Raw genomic sequence first — 19,131 nt, 5'->3', positions numbered from 1 at the left:
AATTGATTTTTATGTAATTGAAATGCAGAATGCTAAGAATTAATTATCTGTTTAAAACTTTGTTAATACCAACGTCGGGTAAAAAGCCTGATTAAAGTATTTATATCCAAAGAAACGATAAACCTTATTTTTTGATCATAATTATCCTGGGTTACTTCCCAGCCTAAATTAGAGTAGACGGGAAAAAATAATTCAAAATAATCATCCACCAGGCTCAACCGAATACCTGAATCGTATAAAAATTCAGCGTTTTCATGCTGGTTTTTAACCAGACCTACATCCCCATATATGAAAATCCATTTATAGAGATTGGTGCTGGCATTTAATGTTGTAATCCACTGGTTGGCATATTCAGGTTGTAGCTGCGATTTAAAACCACCCTCAGCTACAATAATTTGTTGACTGAATAAACCAGATCCCTGACTTCTTCCATAATAATTATAATCGAATAGGTAATCGGTAGGGCGATCCAGAGCAAAACTGAAATAATCGGTATCCATATTATCACTGTAAAGAAATGTCCCGCTGAAAAAACGAAGGTTGATTTGACGGTTATTTTTAAACAATTTTCGATATTCCAGGCTCATAGAAATTTTACTGAATTTCTCAGCCAGCTGAAAATCGAAGGAAGCGGAATAATAATCCACCAAATGGGGTTTGCTATACCGGTAATTAATATTGAAGACATTGTAGTTAGGCTCTTCTAAATTTTTAGTTGGATCTATATCGCGTTTTACATTGATGTTTCTAATCAACAGGTTTTGACGTTCATTATTACGCAAATCTTTATTCCTGAAAGAAAAGTTTAAAAACGGAGTGTATTTTTCATAGAAAAGGTTGTAACCGTATGAATAGCGAGTTCCTCCAATCCCGTATGTGATTTTATAGAGCTCTTTATTTTTAAACTGGTGGGTGTTGCTAAATGCTGCCGAGCCTACTATGGTTTCACTTTTAAATCCATATTTAGGAGAAATATTGAAATTGAAATTCTTTGAAAGTACTGTTTTATTATAAAGTTTGGGACCAATGGAAATACCGTCATATAAATTATAACTAAATTCTGGCATAAAGAATAGCTGGGAATACCGGGGGTCTTCTATGTCCTGAAATAATCTAAACTGAAGCGGTTTATTAAAAAGTTTGCTAACAGCCTTATAATTATCCCGCTGGTTGAATTCAGGAATTTTTTGCTCATAATTTAGTGCCAGTCTTTCAACATCCTGTCTTGCAATTTCAATGGTTTTGGTGTTGTCAATGTTTTCTATCCATTTCTTGAAAACAATTTCGCCATCTTTCAGACCATACAAGGAAACCGGAAAGTTGGTCTTTGTTTTGTTTTTTATGGTAACCTTTAGGGAATCCTTGGATTTAATTAAATTTTTAATAGTGAAGTCTATCTTATTATTTGATTCCACATAATCCTCAAAAAACCACGAGATATCTTTAGTGGCGTGTCTTTTAAGAATTTGTTCAAAATTCTCTGCTGAGGCCGGCTGCATTTTATACTGCGAATAAAAGTCTTTTATCGCCTTTTGTACCGGTTCATCACCGAGATAATCTTCAAGATACTTAAGACCTAGTCCGGCTTTATAGGCGTTGGCAATATTCTTATTGAATTTCACCAGGGAATCCTGGGCTAAATTAAGAGGTTGATCCAGATTCATCCGGGCCATATTCATGTACATAAACTGGTATTGATCATTGAATTCCAGGTCAGCCGCGTGAAACCATCTTATTCCTATAATGTCACTTAAACTTCCAAGGAGCTTCATCTTGGGATAATATTCATTTACATAATCGATCATTAAAGAAACAAGTATTGCTTCCTGAACCCATTGTTCTTTCCGGGGATTGATGTGGACTGAATTTTTAAGCAGATAATTAGTGATGGTTTTAAACTGCTTTATATCGTATTGAAAACCATCCGGGAACGGCCTGATAAACCCGGGTAATTGATTCAAACCATAGATAGGACTATTCAAATAATCTTCACGGGTTACAAAAATATTCTTATGAGGATATTCGCCTAATTTTTTGTTATAAAAATCGAGAATTCTATCAAGGATTATCCTTTTAATTTCCGGTTGAAGTTCATCATCCTCAACATTGGTAAGCACCTCGTGCTCTTTTGTTTTAAGGGATTCAAAAAGAAAGGAGTTTGTTAAATAGAGCTTGGAGTTTAACTGGTTTTTGCCGGTTAACCTCACGGTTTTAGTACCGTTGGTAGTTTTTACACTTTCAAAATTTAGAGCACTGCCAACATAATATTGGGGCGGGGTGGTAAGGGTGACCTCCACATCGTGCAATGCGTTATACTGATCATCAAGATTTTTATGGCTGTAAACCTGCCACTTTCCATCCTGGTATACTCCTGGGGTAATATACCAGTAACGGAGCTTGTAATTATTTTCGGAATCAACTCCATAGCGCGTAAAGTTATCAACGGGGATTTTAACGCGGTAATCAAGATGTATCGTAAATTTTTCTCCGGGTAACAGGGGATCGTAAAGTTTAATCCTGATAAGATCCTGAGCACCCTTTGGACGTTCCCAAATGAGAGAGTCGTTTTGAGAATTGGTTATACTCTCTATATAAGTTGCACCGCGTTCTTCCTGTTTGGCGAACCTGAATCGGCGTGCAAATTCTTCAGCAAAGCGTTTGGCCAGGGGTGTATTTTTTTCACTAAAAGCATTCGCCCAGTCATTAAGATAGATTTGGGTAAGTGTGTCGCTGCTGGAATTGGCATAAACCAGTTGCTGATCAATAGTAAAGGTATGGGTGCTATCGTTTAATTGAGCATCCAGTGTGATGGAGTTTTGAGCAAAACTCCATCCTGTTCCCACAAAAAAAAATAAATAAATAAAATAAAATCTCAAGGGGAAGTTTTTTAGCGTCACACAGAATTTGAGCTAAATATAATCAAAGTTTTTTTCCCTGCTTAAGAATTGTTTAAAAGTTAGGACTAAGGTTATATTCTCCGTAGAATTCATTTAAAATTTCAATAACTTCATCTTCGGTATCTACCACCTGAACCAAATCCATATCCGGGCCACTTATATTTTGAAAGGTGTCCAGAAGCGTTTTTTGGACCCAGTCTACAAGGCCGCCCCAAAAATCCGTTCCCACTAAAATTATAGGAAATTTGTCGATTTTATGGGTCTGAATAAGGGTGATGGCTTCAAATAGTTCATCTAAAGTACCAAAGCCGCCCGGCATTACTACAAAGCCCTGAGAATACTTTACGAACATTACTTTTCTTACAAAAAAGTAATCAAAATCCAAACTTTTATCGTTGTCAATATAAGGATTGTCGTGCTGTTCGAAAGGCAAATCTATATTTAAGCCTACGGAGGTGCCGCCCCCAAGATGGGCCCCCTTATTACCGGCTTCCATAATTCCGGGACCACCGCCGGTGATCACACCATAACCATTTTCTACGATTTTTTTTGAAATCTTTTCCGCTAACTTGTAATATTTCTGGTCTGGTTTTGTTCGCGCAGAACCAAATATTGAAACGCAGGGACCAATTTGACTCAGCTTTTCATAGCCATTTACAAATTCGCCCATAATTTTAAAGATAGCCCAGGAGTCGTTTGTTTTTATTTCATTCCAGGCTTTATTCTTAAGGTTAGTCCTCATATTATTTATTAGTATTGTTAGTGTAATTCTTTTTTGAGGAATTCAGCAGTATAACTTTTCTTCGATCGTGCGACTTCCTCCGGTGTTCCTTTTGCGATTACCTGCCCGCCATTTTTACCGCCTTCAGGCCCAATGTCAAAAATATAATCGGCCATTTTGATCACATCCATATTATGTTCTATAATAAGAACGGTATTTCCTTTATCGGTCAATTCGTTTAAAACATCCATCAGTACCCTAATGTCTTCAAAATGTAATCCGGTGGTAGGTTCGTCTAATATATAAAAAGTATTGCCGGTATCGCGTTTGGACAGTTCAGTAGCCAGTTTAATTCGTTGGGCTTCCCCACCGGAAAGTGTAGTACTTTGCTGGCCTAAAGTAATATAGCCTAAACCAACATCCTTGATGGTTTTAAGCTTTCTGTATATTTTAGGAATGGGTTCAAAAAAGCTGGTAGCCTCATTAATAGTCATTTCTAAAACATCGGCAATAGATTTTCCCTTGTAACGGATTTCCAGGGTCTCCCGGTTAAAACGTTTGCCCTGGCAGGTTTCACATTCTACATACACATCGGGAAGGAAATTCATTTCTATAACTCTAAGGCCCCCGCCTCTGCAGGTTTCGCATCTTCCACCTTTTACATTGAAACTGAATCGTCCGGGTTTATACCCCCTTATCAGCGCTTCTGGCGTTTTTGCAAATAAGCTCCTGACTTCTGAGAAAACCCCTGTATAAGTAGCAGGGTTGGATCTTGGAGTTCGGCCAATGGGCGTTTGGTTTATGTCTATTACTTTATCGGCATTATCCAGGCCTTTAATAGTTTTATAAGGTTTAGGTTCTTTAACGCCATTAAAATAGTGGGCATTCATAATAGGATAAAGCGTTTCATTGATCAGGGTGGATTTTCCACTTCCCGAAACCCCGGTTACCGCGATCATTTTTCCCAATGGAATTTTGATCGAAACATTCTTAAGGTTATTGCCTGTGGCACCTTTAAGCTCTATATACTTCCCATTTCCCTTTCTTCTTTCTTTTGGAATTTCAATTTCTTTCAAGCCGTTTAGATAAGAAGCGGTAAGAGTATCGTGTGTTTTCAATTCTGAAGGGGTGCCTTTGCTTATGATCTCCCCCCCGTGTTTTCCTGCCCTGGGACCAATGTCAATAACATAATCGGCGCGTTCTATCATATCCTTATCGTGCTCAACGACGATAACTGAATTCCCAATATCTCGCAAGGAAAGGAGGGAATTAATGAGTTTCTCATTATCCCGCTGATGCAATCCAATACTGGGTTCATCTAAAATATAAAGCACCCCGACCAGTTGGGAGCCAATTTGGGTGGCCAGCCTTATACGCTGCGCTTCACCGCCTGAAAGTGATTTGGACCCTCTATTTAGTGAGAGATAGGTCAGGCCAACATCTACTAGAAAACCGATCCTGGTCCTTATTTCTTTGATAACTTCCGCCGCGATCTGGTTTTGTTTTTCGCTTAGTTTTTTCTCTAAACCAGTAAACCATTTTGCCAGGTCTTCAATATCCATCAGAGAAAGTTCCGCTATATTTTTATTATTTATTCTAAAATAAAGCGATTCTTTTTTAAGTCTTTTTCCCTGACAATCTGGACAATCCACTTTATCCATATATTCCTTTGCCCAGCGTCTTAAAGAGGTGGAATCATTATTATTAAAGGTGGTTTCAATAAAAGTTGCAACTCCTTCAAAATTAATCTTGAACTCACGGTTTATTCCAAGACTTTTGGATGCTTTGGTAAAGGTTTCTTTACCACCGTAAAGAATGAACTTCATCGCGTCCTCCGGAATTTTAGAAACCGGATCTGTTAGTTTAAAATCCCATCTTTCAGCAATCAATTCCAATTGAGAAAAAACCCAGTTTTTCTTTTGAGGACCGTGAGGCGCTAATGCTCCATTTTTAATCGATTTAGAATAATCGGGAATAATTTTATCAATATTTACCTGGTACAAAGTACCAATTCCATTACAACTGGAGCAGGCACCTTTGGGCGAATTAAAGGAGAAGGTATTGGGTTCAGGATTGGGATAGGAAATTCCCGTGGTCGGACACATTAAATTCCTACTGAAGTAACGAACTTTCTTGGTTTCCTGGTCCAGAATCATAAGGGTATCGCTACCGTGGTACATAGCGGTCTTAATACTTTCATCAAGGCGCTTCTGCGCGTCGGTCTTATCATCAATCTTTAAGCGATCGATAACAATTTCGATATCGTGCATTTTATACCGATCCAGTTTCAATCCTTTAACCAGATCACGAACTTCCCCATCAATGCGAGCTTTGAGAAATCCTTGTTTAGCTATCTGCTCAAATAATTCACGATAATGGCCTTTTCGGGATTTTACAACTGGAGCCAGTACACTTACCTTTTGGCCCTGGAAGTCTTTTAAAATGAGGTTTTTTATCTGGTTATCGGTATAACTAACCATTTGCTCACCGGTCTCATAACTATAAGCATCGCCGGCACGGGCGAAAAGAAGTCGCAGGAAATCATATATTTCGGTAATCGTGCCAACGGTACTCCGCGGATTTTTACTGGTTGTTTTTTGCTCTATGGCAATCACCGGGGAGAGTCCTTCAATTTTATCCACATCGGGCCGTTCCAGGCCACCTAGAAACTGCCGGGCATAAGCAGAAAAGGTTTCAATATACCGTCGCTGGCCTTCGGCATATATAGTATCAAAAGCCAGGGAAGATTTTCCGGAACCCGAAAGACCTGTAATGACTACCAGTTTTTCCCTGGGAATATCAACATCTATATTTTTGAGATTATGGACGCGAGCCCCTAAAACTTCTATATATTCTTCGCTTTTTGCCATATTTTTTATCAAGGGGGCAAAGGTACTTAAAGTGTTGCTAACTAAAAAGAAAGGATGTTTCTACTAGTGTTAATTATGGTTTAAAATTTTAAGCTATTAGCTGGATCCAAAAGTCATAGCAAATTAGTTATTTTTCTAATCAGTATTTATTAACAGGATTGGAGTCCCTGGTAACAAGACTTTAATTAATACCTCTCTATTTACATAAGTTTATACACGGGCAATTTTGAGAATTGATTTTCCTAAGTTTGGGCCTTTGATAGCAATCCCTGTTTAGCAACATCCTTAATATATTAGATATTTTTTCCGTCTAAGGTCCAAAAGACTCAGATAAAAGGCATTATCAGAAAGGCAAAGATTGAAATTTTATCGCTCTGGTTCCTGTGAGGATTAGCCTTTGCTTAAGATGAAAGTTATCTTATGGCTTTTTTATAATTTCTCCTGATATGATTTTAAACCATATTAATGTAAGATCGATAGTAGGAATTTCCGATGAGGCCATGCCTTATCTGCAATGCGTTATGTTTTATACTATAAATCAAATGCATTATTATTAATTGCATTTTAGATTCCACTAGAAGTTCAATTAATTCACAATTATAAATGTACCCTTGATGAATTTTTTACCATCTGAAAAATATAGCCATCGTCGGCTTTATAATCACTTTCATCCTAGTTGTATTTGATTGATTGTCAGTATAATATTACTATATTTTTTTGTAAGAATTAAGGTTAATCCCCTATATTTGAAATACCAAATCTTCATGCTTACAAGTTTCCACCCCCCGGAGAATGAAAACCTAATTATAGTTTGTTTTTTGCCCCCATTCAGTTTTGCCCCCATTATATAATGCTTACTAAGGGATATAATTAAAGCACCGGTCCTTACGCCCAATGTTTTTGATCTATCCCCTCAATGGCGAGTGGACTTACTCCACGTTTTTAACTAACTGCTAAACAGCCGCAAAATTGTTGTAGTATGATAACGGAGAAAAAGCAATTATTGCTTATTACCAGCAAACAAAGTATGGTAGATTGTATCCAGGAGGGCCTGAGTATGCAATTTGAAGTAACCCATTCGAATTCTTTGCACACGGGTTTTAACATTGCGCTTAACCTATTGCCCGATGTAATTCTATTAGATTATTCTTCTTTTAGATCAGGTAAGAATTTTAAGAATATCGCCAATTTTAAATCTAATCATTTTCTTACCAAGGCCTGGCTTGTGGTATACGCCGAGGCCCGTTTTCAGACTGAAGCCGAAAGCAGATTCAGAAAAGTCGTAGATGAATTTATATACTCGCCCAGTATGGAATCCCTATGTGGAAAAATCATAAAAATGGTTTATTCTAATCGTTCTCTTTCCAATTTTTGGAAAGATGCTTTTATGGGGATGTTCAATCTTATGTCAAAACCGGTTTTATTGTTAGATCAGAATGAAATTGTAGCTATGAATGATGCTTTTAAACAAAGTTTTAGGCTAACAAAAAGTGATGGTCTAAAATTGACTGATTTTATAAAATGTGAGAATGTACAAAAGGTTAAAGATAGCTTACGGAATTTTGCCAGGGGGAAACATACAAAAGCCGCTACGAAAACTTCCTTAATGCTTAGAGACGATAAAGTGAGGAATGCACGCATTACATTTTCTAAGCTAAGTAGAAATTTTGGACACCAGTTTGTCATGTTTATAGACTTTATGGAAGAAAAAGATGTAATTACTAATGGAATTGGAACTTCTTCAGAAGATGTAGAGGAGTGTTTTAAACAAAATAGCCATCTTACAGATTTTAAATTCACCAACAGAGAGAAGGAGATTATTGAATTACTAATAAAAGGATATAAGACTAAAGATATCTCTGAAGCTTTATTTATTTCTCCCAAGACAATAGAAAAACACCGCTCCAATATTATTAAGCGTACCAACTCTGATACTATTCTGGAAAGTATCATCTATGCCATAAGTCATGACCTTATAGATTATCAAAAAGTATAAGAAAACAATTTCAGGTTGAATATGGGAGAAAACCCCCATAGCTTTCTAGGAAAGAATTAACCTACATTTATACTAGAATTTCAATCGAAAAGTAGTCACCCCACTTCTCTACTTTTTTTAGCCCCCCAGCTTATTAAAACTGAATACAATTGTTCTTTGTTTAAAGACTGTGTATATATTTTATTAACCATTCTTAAATATTTTTTAACCAAAACTTTTACGTTATGAAAAACTTTAAAAATTACTTTACAGGTATCGCAATAGTAGCGATGCTTTTTGCCTCCTGTAGCAAGGATGAAACCGACACTGATCCCCAGGTGGGTGACGAAATGGCAACCATTTCGTTAGGAGCGGTTTTAAATGATTTTATCAGAAACCAGACGGCTTTAAAGCAAAGTATTCCTGTGTGTTCTGATGATGCGCCAATGTACGCGAGAGTAGTACTTACCCATGAATTAGGAGAAGAAGATGTGGTGGTGCCAATCAAATTTGATGGGACTACTTATTTTACCGATTATGATGAGGAACTAGCCATTCCAATTCCAGCGGATCAAACAACCACCGCAGTAAGCCTAACCGATTTCTGGGTTTATGCTGAGGAGCCGGATGATATGAGTATTCCTATTTGGGTGGCTCCAAAGGAAGGCAGTGAATATGAGAACTTTGTTAACGATGCCTTACCAGTAAATTTTGATTTACGTGCTGGATCTAAAAAGTATGTAGATGTGGAAGTATTGTGTTTTGATGACCGTGAGGTAAATCTTTATGGTTACCAATTCTTTGATCTTGTTCCCGTACCACTTATGAAATTCTGTTTGTTCGGAAACTTCTGTCCTTCTGAAGATGGTAGACATTATGTTGCAGGCTATACAGTAACTGTATGGAAAGGTTCCGAAGCATCCGGAGAACCACTTTATACCGAGGTATCAAATGATGTTTTAGAAGATGAGGGTACCGGCGACTACTATGCTGATCCATTATGTTTCTGGTTACCAGATACTGAAGGTACAGATACTTATTTCTTTGAAATCACCTTAAATAATACCGACGAGTATACCTCAGACGATGCAGGTGAGGTAATTCTTTCCGGACCAATCACTGATGATGAAATTAAATTGTTCTACAATGATGATGAGGCCGAAACAATGGAGTACTATCACTTTAATTACGGATGTGGAGATGATAACCCTCCACCATTTGATGATCCTAAAACTGAGGCTAAACGTTACAAAGCCTGTTTAAAGAACTTAGGGGATTCTAACGCCGTTGGATTTGCATACCTGAAGTTGGAAGGTAATAAGTTAACTGCTACAACTGCAGCTACCGAACTTACTCCTGGAGATATTCCACAGCACATTCATCAAAATGCTACTTGTGCAGATTTTGGACCAGTTTTTTGGCCCCTTGATTATGCTGGAGGTGTTTGGGAAGAAGCAGATGGGGAAGGAAACTTTTTCTACACAAGAACCTTTACTCTGACTGCTGCTCAGGTAAGCGCAGCTAACCTAGCCAATAGGACTGCTGTACTTCATGAATCAGATATGACACCACTTGCCTGTGGTGAGTTTGACCAGTATTAGAAATTTAAAGGGTGTCCCAGAATGGGGCACCTTTTTAATTCACTTTAAAACATAGAAATGATGAAAAAATTAAAATTAATGTTAGCCACATTCGTGGCTGCGGGGATGCTATTTACATCCTGTAGTAAAGATGAGCCCAGCGAACCCTCTGTTAATGAGGAGGTAGCGAGCATTTCTATAGGTGCTCTTCTAAATGACCTTGTCAATGATAACAGGCAGGCCATTTCAGAGGAAATCCCAGAATGTTCTGATGGTACCCCTATGTATGCATGGGTAGTATTGACCCACGAAATGGGAACTGAGGATGTCGTAGTACCCATTCTTTTTGATGGGACTACTTATTTCACTGATTACGATGATGATTTAGAAATTCCAATTCCCGCTGACCAAACAACCACTGCAGTAAGCCTGACTAAATTTATGGTATATGCAGAAGAACCGGGAGAAGGTATTTCACCTATTTGGGTAGCTCCTACTGATGAAGGAGAGTATAAGAACTTTGTAAATGATGCCTTACCAATTGATTTTGACTTAAGGGCTGGTTCGAAAAAATACCTTGATGTAGAAGTCTTATGTTTTGATGATCGGGATGTAAATCTTTACGGTTATCAGTTCTTTGATCTTATTCCTATTGAGCTGTATGAGTTCTGTGTATTTGCCAACTATTGTCTAGATTCGGGAAGACACTATACCGCCAATTATACTTTAGACATTGATTACCTAAGGGGTGACCAGGTGATAAATCTATACTCAGATAAGTCGCCTGTTACTGGAAATACAGCGGATGATAATACAGGAGATTGGTATGCCGATCCATTATGTTTGGCTATACCCGCTCCTATGTATGATGAGGCTGATACTGATGATTACTTACGCGTTACCGTTACTTTAGCAGATTGGGATGACAATTACGGAACTCCCGGAGCAGAACAGCCTAAGATTATTTACTTGAGCTGGAACGATATTCAGGCCTATTTTGGTGATAATCAAACCATAGATTATGAACATATCTTTTTCAATTGTGGGGATGATCCAACACAAGACTGTCCAGTAACCCCTGAAGATACTGATGGAGATTGCATACCTAATGAAGAGGATATATGTCCTGGTTATGATGATTCCGATGATATGGATGAGGACGGGGTTCCAGATGGATGTGATACCTGTCCAGAAGATGCAGGAGATCCTTTAGATGGAGGATGTCCAATTCAAGATTGTACTGGTGATGCTGATAGTGATGGATTAAATGACTGTATTGATGAATGTCCTTACCAGGCTGGTCCAGAATCCAATGATGGATGTCCTGAACCCGGAGGTGACACTTGTGAAACCGCCTATATGGAAGGTGATACACCACTTAATACCTTAGCAAATGCAAATCGCTGGGGCTGGGCTGAACATTATCAGACTAGCGTAGAAGGTTCTAGTGAAACTTTTGATATTTGGGCAGGAGCAGGTCAAAACGACACCTCTAAAGGCGAACATATTGGTACTGCTGAAATCACTGTAGCCGGAGATGATATTTCTCTAGTAATAACACTTGACCCTGGTAAGAGTTTAGATGACCTTCATATTAATTTAAGTGAAGCTGCGCCATCAGGTAATGCTGTTTTTGCACCTGGTCAATATAACCTGAATGATGAGGTTAGCCAAGGCACCTTGACTTACACTTGGGAAAGAACCTATAGTGAGGATTTCTACATTATTATTCATGCAGTAGCGTGTTACTAAAATGATAAAAACTATCAGGAGCCTTATGCTCCTGATAGTTTCTTATGAACCATTCTAAATATTTAATCCAAAAAACTTTAATTATGAGACTTTTAAAAAAATATCTGGCTTTAATTGCCGTTCTTTCACTCTTTATGACTTCATGTACTAAGGAAGAAGAAGGTGCTGTAATTAACAATGAAGATTCAGAGGATTTTGCTGAGTTAAGTCTGGGAGCGAGCCTTAATGAATTTGTAAACCGGGCAGCTGTTAAGCAAAGCATGGCCATCTGTTCATCTGAAGCACCGGCCTATGCTCATATAGAATTAACACATAACTCAGGCACTGACCTGGAAGGTGTTATTAATATAAATGTTCCAATTTTAAGCGAAGACGGAAACTTTTTCACCGATTATGATGAAGGTTTAAAAATTCCAGTTGCTAACGATGATGACCAAAGTGCTACTGTTTCCATTACTACCTTTTTAGTGTATGACGGAGACCCAGAGGATGAAGGATCAACCTTAATTTGGGCAGCACCTGCAACAACAAGTGAATATGGAAATTTTGTTAATCAGGGGCTTCCTTACAATTTTACCATAAGAGCGGGTTCTAAAAAATATGTGGATATAGAAGTACTATGTTTTGACGATCGTGAGGTAAATTTATATGGATATCAATTTTTTGACCTTGTTCCGGAAGTATTGCACGAGGTATGTATTTTTGCAAATTACTGTGATGAAGATGGTAGGCATTTTACTGCCAATTATGATATAAGAGTTGTATATACCGGAGGAAGTGAGGATAAGGTGTTATATGAGACTATGGCTCTTCCAGATGATCATTACGGTTTTGATGATGATGCAGATATTTATTATGCGGACCCGTTCTGCTTTGCCATACCTGCACCAATGCATAATGAGACCAGCACAACAAATTACATTCAAATAATTGCAACTTTATCCAATTGGGAAGGAAATTATCCAAACCCAGCCGATAAGGAAATTATACGCAACCTGTCCTGGGAAGATATTACCGATAAAGTTCGTGAAGATGGAACTCTAGATTATTTCCATTTATTCTTTAATTGTGCCAGTGGCGATCCGGGAAATGGAAATGGAGAATGTGATCCTCAAAACCCTGCTGATGACTGTGATAATGATGGTGTATTAAATGGAGTAGATCAATGCCCAGGATTTGATGATAGTTTAGATCTGGACGAAGATGGGACTCCAGATGGTTGTGATACTGATATCGATGGAGATGACATCCTTAATGACAATGAAAATGAAGGTTGTGTAAGAAATCCAGATCCTACTTGTGGAGAACAGGTGGCTGAATGTCCTGCTATACCATCATCTGGGGATTGTGAAAGAGTCTATATTGCCGGTACTGATGTAAATGACCTTAATGAATGGGTAGAAATATCAAACTCGCAACCTATACCGATTTTTATAAGTGATAATCCTACTGTAGCTCTTGGCCTGATCTCTTTTGATGTTAACGGGGATGTCTTGTTGATTAATTCAAACACCGAATTTTATCTGAGAGATTATAGGTTGGAAATTGCAGATGAACTTGGTGGGGAGACCACCTGTGTTTATGAATATGGTCTGACAGCTCCTGATAATATCGATGCTGTTGATATTGACGAGGCTATAGGAACAGATTTTTCAGGAAGTGTATTTGTACGTTTTTCAGCAAACGTTTGTTCAAGGTCCACAGGATCTTAATTAAAGGCAAACCCAGTAATTTTATAACCGGGGGGTGACTAATTCACTGGGTTTTTGTAATCCTCAATCTTGAAGGTTACAAAGTAGGCTGTGCGAATTTATTTCGCACAGCTTTTTTTTGTTAAAACATTTAACAAATTAAGAATAAGATATTATGTTGGTCCCTAGTTTCTGAAATTTTGCATATTGTTTTAATCCAAAAATTTTCGAAGACAGCTGAAAATACAGGCTTTAAGAACTTAAATATTTTTTGATTGTTTTAATTTTAAAATCCCCCAATTCGTTTTAAAATTAATTTTCTTTCATCCTTGTAGGAATCTGACTATTAAAATTTTAGGATATTAAATTCCATTTTTTTTGGAATGACCTTTGCAAACTCCAGAATTAAAAATTATAATAATTTAACTTAAAAAGTAAAACCCTACTTATGCGAAAAAGTAAATTTTTGTTACTACCTGTTCTAGCGATTCTGGCATGTAGTAAAGATCCAATTTCAGAGAATGAAAATGCAGAAACGCAACTCAACCCAGAAGAAATTTTAAATCAAAAATCAGAAATGGCATTTCCAGACAAGCTGGGCCCCGTTTCACAAGTTTATTACGCTGGTCAAAAAATGCCTGTAGAAGAACATAATGGAGATTATGTGTATCAGGGAGATATAATGATTCCTGTAAATAAAACCAGCAAGTCCCCTCAATCTATTATTTATAAAAATAAAGCGGCTATTCCCCAGAACAAAAGTACCGGCCGTACTTCAGGAATGTGGCCGGATAATACCGTTTATTTTGCTATTAACTCCACGCTAGCTGATAAAGACAGGGTGTATGACGCGATTCAACACTGGGAGAATAATACTCCCCTGAAATTTGTTGAAAGGTCAGGAGAGTCCAATTATATTTATTTTACCCCTGGGTCTGGTTGTTCCTCCTATGTAGGGATGATTGGAGGAAGACAGAACATCACATTATCAGAATATTGTAGTACTGGAAATACCATTCACGAAATAGGTCACGCAGTAGGCCTGTGGCATGAGCAGAGTAGGGTAGATCGTAGTAATTATATCACTATTAATTTCGATAATATCCGAAGTGGCACCGAGCATAATTTTCATACCTATGAAACCAGTGGCTTTGATGGTAATGAATTTACCAGCAGTTTAGATTTTGGATCAATTATGATGTATGGTCCTTATTCCTTTTCTGCAAATGGTGAACCTACAATAACAAGAACTAATGGAAGTACTTACCAGGTTCAACGTTCGGCACTTTCATCAGGGGATATCGCAGGGGTTAAAGCGATGTATCCTGAAGAGGGGGCCAAACCTACCTATATTAACGGAGAATACTACACTTTGAATGGACTGACGGTTCTTAGAAATTATGATAGATGGTATTATAATTCGAAATGGGGCTGGAAAGAAGTGGAGATCAAATATGGTTATTGGTTTTTTGTATAATTATCGACTTCATTCACGATTCAACCCGGGCATTCTGTCCGGGTTTTTTTATGTGGAAAATGAGAATACTGTTTTCTACAGTGTGTAGAAATTATTCACAGGTGACAAGAAAACTGAAAAACGAATACATAGTATCAGGGATTATTTTTTTGATTTTCTCAACTTTAACTTTTCTCTATTAAAGCTTCATCTCTTAATTTGTCAGACCATAGTATTACTTATATGCCTATGAGGGATGTTTTCGAGTTTTCCATAATCCAATTTGGATTGTGAATTCTTTTGGTACCAACGCGACAATAAAATTAAAGATCATATCGCCAATATCGGAAGTTTGGCTGCACATTGACTGTTTTAAAAATAGGTATCTAATCCTAGTTTAAAACATTTCTAATTTCATATAAGTAACCTGGATATAGAATAAAAATTCCATTCCAGGCATTTTTATTTAATTTAGAATCTGAATAGTTAATCGACTATGCTTGCGCTTTATCTATATTTCCTAAGGCCTCTGATAGAATAAAAGGAAAGTGTCTTTAGTTATGCTAATTTTATACATTAATTTGTAGGAATCGGACTAATAATGATTTTTCATCAAATTGGTAAATCTTACGGGAATACCCCTATAAGAGCATCCCCTTCCTCACTCTAAATTAGTATTATGATTTGAGAGCAACTCCTACCAGCTTGAAAATTCCCTACGATCTTTCCCCTACATTTTTCTAACTAGAATATTTCTGATGCAATTCAGAAGCTTAACTTAATATTATATTAAGATGAAAAATTTTGTACGCAGTAGTTTTATTGTTTTTCTAGCCTTATTTTTAATTATTTCCTGTTCAAAAGAAGAAGTAGGTAAAGAAACCGAAGCCAGTACCGATGTAGGTAAATTATCATTTGGAAGTGTTCTTAGTGATTTGGCTAACCGAAATCAACTAACGAAGCAAAGTATTTTGGACCCTTATGACATTCCTGAATGTTCAGAGGAAAATCCGTTATACGTTAGAGTAGCCATTAAAGTAAAGGAGGGAGAGACCTGGATCTGGTATCGGGATTCTAACCTCAATAAAATTGAAATAGAAGTTAATCCAAACGGAACCGATCTGGATAGTGACGGAAATCTAGATGCCTGGTTCACCCAGGAGTCTGCAGACCTTGAACTTGAAGAGGGACAATACAGGATAGAATACTTTGCTGTCGCTACTGCACCCGGAAATAACCAGGAAGATATCATTTATATGGCACCCCGGGTTCCCGAGGGGGATTTGGACTATAGTCAAAGTATTCAGTATCATAATTTTGTGGATAACCCGCTTCCAATTGAGGTTAAAATTCGTCCAGGGGTAAAATATTATCAGCCCATTGAGGTCCTTTGTTATGAGGAGCATTATGCTTTCGCTTTCGGATATTTATTCTTCGATTTTAATTCCACCAATCTAATTTATCTCTGCACCTATGGGAATGTTTGCGATGAAAATCAAAAGCATCTGCCTGCTCAATTTAAAATCAAAGTATGGAAAGAATCAGACCAGGGGGATTTGTTAGTAGTAGCACAGAATGAAAGAAAATCTTTTAGTGATGTTAACGGTACTCATTATTATGCCGATGCTCTTTGTTTTCCACTTCCCGAATTGGAAGAAGGGGAAGAATTTTATGCAAAAATATGGCTGGTTGAAAATGATATCGAAACTTTGATCAGGGAGGGAAGTTTTAATGCTACCGCTTTGTCAGAAATATACAAGCAAGAACAAGAACATTATTATTATCACTTCAGAGAAGCTTGTTGTGAGACTACGGATCAGTACCAATTATTAAATGATGTAACCTCCAACGAAGGAATTTGTGAAGAAGAACCTCAGGATCCCCCATGTGTGGTTTGTGACAATGACCAGGGCGGTAAAATAAAACAGTTAACGGTAAAATATTTAGGGACTTCTGCAGCAAGCTTGATTGTAGTGCATAATGGACCGGAAGCTCCCTACGAGATATTTAATGGCGAAGTAAGTCCAGGTCAGGAGATACTTTTGCCAGGGGAGGCCGTAAACGGTGGACATCCTATCCCTTCAGTGTGGACGGAACTGGAGTTTACAATTGCAGAAACAACTCATAATCTCCATACCAGTTGTTCAGTACCCTTATTTCCGGGCCAAATCTTTGGCGAAGGACTTTATGAAGTGATCTCAGCAAAAAATGTAAATGACGAAAATATATGCACACCTGAATAATAAACATATTAAACCCATAAGCCTGTCATTGGGTGGTTCTTTTACAGGCTTATAAATCAACCTTTTATTAATTAATTAATCTAAATTTTTTATTATGAAAAACTTTAAAGTTTATTTGGCTTATGTCGCTCTATTAGCGATGGTAATGACTTCCTGTAGTAAGGAAGACAACCCAGACAGTCCTGACGGACCGGCTGGCGATGAGATGGGGGCAATTGGTTTCACAGCTCTACTTGAGGATTTTAATCGAGAAATGTTAACTAAGCAATCAGTCACACCTGGTACCGGCAACAATGGTTTACCCGAATGTCCAGAGGAAGGTGAAGCAGAAGTTTTTGTACGTGTTCAATTATTGGAAGGCGCTACGGGGAATGTAGTTTATGAAAAAGATGGGAAATCCCATTTTGATGTACCTGTAATTCCACAAGATGATGGATCCTGGTTAACTGGAGAAGGAGCAAATGATGAATTAGAATTACCACAAGGGGTTTATAGAATCAATTACTTTGGTGTTTATGCATCTGGAGGTGATGACAGTGAACTAACCGACGATACCCTTTTATATTTAGCTCCTAGTGAAAGCGGAGAATACGGGCCTGCTGAGTATCAAAATTTTGTAAATGATGCTTTACCAAGTGATGCTTTCTCCGTAAATAACGGACAAAAGAAGTATGTAGATGTACAAGTGCTTTGTTATGATGAACATTATGTGAATAAATACGGATACCTATTCTTTGATTTTGAAGAGGTAGACATCCTTTATCTATGTTTATTTGGAAACGAATGCGATGAAGACGGACGTCATACACCTGCAATATTTGAATTCGAGGTATGGAATTATAGCGGAAATTCACTGGATCCAAAAGGTTCACCATTATTTGTAGCTGGAAATGAATTATTGGAAGGTAGCGATGAATATGGTACTTATGAATATGCAGAACCAGTTTGTGTACAATTACCTGATGATCCAAATGAAATAGATGTTTATTATGGAGAAGTTTGGTTGTTAGATGATCAAGGTAACCGTGAGAAATTAATAAGAGTTGGTGAATTCGATGAGGACGATGTTTGGGATTTAAATTACTCAGTAGATGGCAATGGTGATTCAACCAGCAATTACTACCATTTCAGAGAAGGAGCTTGTTCTAATCAAGATGATTCAGAACCATGTTTGTTTTCTGCACCAGTAAAATACGCGAACCACTTTGATGGGTCGTATCCAATGGCCTTCAAAGCCTGGGATGGAACTGATTATACTTTAGCCGCTCCGATAGTGAGTAATTCTTTATGGCCAGAAGGACTTTACGCACCGACAACTAATCCTAACTTGGTACATGACAACTGGATTAATGAAACATTCCATGGGAATATGTTAGCATTTAACGGTGATCCCGATTCCGATCAGGCTGCTTATCTTGCTACCACGATGGAAGATGTATGTCCTGGAGCAGACTATTTTGTTTCATTCAATTTAAGAAACATTTTAGCAGTAACCCCAGGAGGTGAAAATGACGTAAGATTAGTAGTACGTACTGGCGGTGAGTCTGGTGATATAATTGTAGATGGAAGTAGTAATCCACAAATTATTTCAGCAGACGAATCTGAAGGATGGTTAAAAGTTGGTTTAAGACTTAAAGCCGATAGCAATGGAGTTCTAGATTTCCGTTTGGAAAATGACCAGACCGAAAGAAGTGGGAATGATTTTGCTATTGATGATATGAAAATATCAAATGATCCAACAATAGTAAGTGGGGCTGATGTAATGGTAATTGAATAAACCATATCACCCTTTATTAAAAGGAGGCTGTCTGAAAAGGCAGCCTTTTTTGTTGGATTTTTTTGAGGTTTTTGTTATTTTCATGTAATGAAAGCTAAAGTTGTATTTAAGACCTATAACCAGTCGCAGTTAAGTCTTTTACCTCCCAGTTATGATGATTTGGTACCTT

Annotated in this window: 10 protein-coding genes; 7 read left to right on the top strand and 3 right to left on the bottom strand. The window is 37.6% G+C overall.

Going from position 1 to position 19,131, the window contains the following annotated elements:
- Nucleotides 1-62: 62 nt before the first annotated feature.
- The 3 genes from DET49_RS09320 to uvrA all read right to left on the bottom strand — a co-directional run bounded on the left by DET49_RS09320 (nucleotide 63) and on the right by uvrA (nucleotide 6,488).
- Nucleotides 63-2,876, bottom strand: coding sequence for a metalloprotease (locus tag DET49_RS09320; RefSeq protein WP_243729594.1), 2,814 nt, complete (start codon nucleotides 2,874-2,876; stop codon nucleotides 63-65).
- A 73-nt stretch (nucleotides 2,877-2,949) separates the two neighbouring features.
- Nucleotides 2,950-3,639: a TIGR00730 family Rossman fold protein gene (locus DET49_RS09315; RefSeq protein WP_133547831.1), complete on the bottom strand. Its 690-nt coding sequence runs from the start codon at nucleotides 3,637-3,639 to the stop codon at nucleotides 2,950-2,952.
- Nucleotides 3,640-3,656: 17 nt separating this feature from the next.
- Nucleotides 3,657-6,488, bottom strand: coding sequence for an excinuclease ABC subunit UvrA (gene uvrA / locus DET49_RS09310; RefSeq protein ID WP_133547830.1), 2,832 nt, complete (start codon nucleotides 6,486-6,488; stop codon nucleotides 3,657-3,659).
- Nucleotides 6,489-7,467: 979 nt separating this feature from the next.
- Here uvrA and DET49_RS09305 point away from each other — a divergent pair.
- From DET49_RS09305 to DET49_RS09275, 7 genes are all read left to right on the top strand, one after another.
- On the top strand, nucleotides 7,468-8,484 hold the full coding sequence (locus DET49_RS09305) for a response regulator transcription factor (protein WP_133547829.1): 1,017 nt from the start codon (nucleotides 7,468-7,470) through the stop codon (nucleotides 8,482-8,484).
- Between the two features lie 224 nt (nucleotides 8,485-8,708).
- Nucleotides 8,709-10,064: a hypothetical protein gene (locus tag DET49_RS09300; protein ID WP_133547828.1), complete on the top strand. Its 1,356-nt coding sequence runs from the start codon at nucleotides 8,709-8,711 to the stop codon at nucleotides 10,062-10,064.
- A 57-nt stretch (nucleotides 10,065-10,121) separates the two neighbouring features.
- Nucleotides 10,122-11,795 (top strand): hypothetical protein, encoded by a 1,674-nt coding sequence (locus tag DET49_RS09295; RefSeq protein ID WP_133547827.1) that lies wholly within the window; start codon nucleotides 10,122-10,124, stop codon nucleotides 11,793-11,795.
- A gap of 83 nt (nucleotides 11,796-11,878) precedes the next feature.
- Nucleotides 11,879-13,507, top strand: coding sequence for a hypothetical protein (locus DET49_RS09290; RefSeq protein WP_133547826.1), 1,629 nt, complete (start codon nucleotides 11,879-11,881; stop codon nucleotides 13,505-13,507).
- 427 nt (nucleotides 13,508-13,934) lie between these two features.
- Complete coding sequence (locus DET49_RS09285; protein WP_133547825.1) at nucleotides 13,935-14,963, top strand: M12 family metallopeptidase; 1,029 nt, start codon at nucleotides 13,935-13,937, stop codon at nucleotides 14,961-14,963.
- Between the two features lie 773 nt (nucleotides 14,964-15,736).
- Nucleotides 15,737-17,185 carry a hypothetical protein gene (locus DET49_RS09280; protein ID WP_133547824.1) on the top strand — a complete coding sequence of 483 codons (1,449 nt, stop codon included), beginning with the start codon at nucleotides 15,737-15,739 and terminating at the stop codon, nucleotides 17,183-17,185.
- A 94-nt stretch (nucleotides 17,186-17,279) separates the two neighbouring features.
- The gene (locus tag DET49_RS09275; RefSeq protein ID WP_133547823.1) at nucleotides 17,280-18,962 is read left to right on the top strand and encodes a hypothetical protein; all 1,683 of its coding nucleotides are present in this window, start codon (nucleotides 17,280-17,282) and stop codon (nucleotides 18,960-18,962) included.
- The last annotated feature ends 169 nt before the right edge of the window (nucleotides 18,963-19,131 follow it).

Origin of the sequence: Salegentibacter sp. 24, assembly GCF_004362395.1 — a bacterium.
In the GTDB taxonomy this organism is placed as follows: Bacteria; Bacteroidota; Bacteroidia; order Flavobacteriales; family Flavobacteriaceae; genus Salegentibacter.
Note: the sequence above shows the minus strand (reverse complement) of the source record. Positions and strands in the feature narration are given on the sequence as shown.

What these genes read in the sequence shown, in the direction of transcription:
- DET49_RS09315 (WP_133547831.1), bottom strand. Translation starts at nt 3,639, where the DNA reads ATGAGGACTAACCTTAAGAATAAAGCCTGGAATGAAATAAAAACAAAC.
- uvrA (WP_133547830.1), bottom strand. Translation starts at nt 6,488, where the DNA reads ATGGCAAAAAGCGAAGAATATATAGAAGTTTTAGGGGCTCGCGTCCAT.
- DET49_RS09305 (WP_133547829.1), top strand. Translation starts at nt 7,468, where the DNA reads ATGATAACGGAGAAAAAGCAATTATTGCTTATTACCAGCAAACAAAGT.
- DET49_RS09300 (WP_133547828.1), top strand. Translation starts at nt 8,709, where the DNA reads ATGAAAAACTTTAAAAATTACTTTACAGGTATCGCAATAGTAGCGATG.
- DET49_RS09295 (WP_133547827.1), top strand. Translation starts at nt 10,122, where the DNA reads ATGATGAAAAAATTAAAATTAATGTTAGCCACATTCGTGGCTGCGGGG.
- DET49_RS09290 (WP_133547826.1), top strand. Translation starts at nt 11,879, where the DNA reads ATGAGACTTTTAAAAAAATATCTGGCTTTAATTGCCGTTCTTTCACTC.
- DET49_RS09285 (WP_133547825.1), top strand. Translation starts at nt 13,935, where the DNA reads ATGCGAAAAAGTAAATTTTTGTTACTACCTGTTCTAGCGATTCTGGCA.
- DET49_RS09280 (WP_133547824.1), top strand. Translation starts at nt 15,737, where the DNA reads ATGAAAAATTTTGTACGCAGTAGTTTTATTGTTTTTCTAGCCTTATTT.
- DET49_RS09275 (WP_133547823.1), top strand. Translation starts at nt 17,280, where the DNA reads ATGAAAAACTTTAAAGTTTATTTGGCTTATGTCGCTCTATTAGCGATG.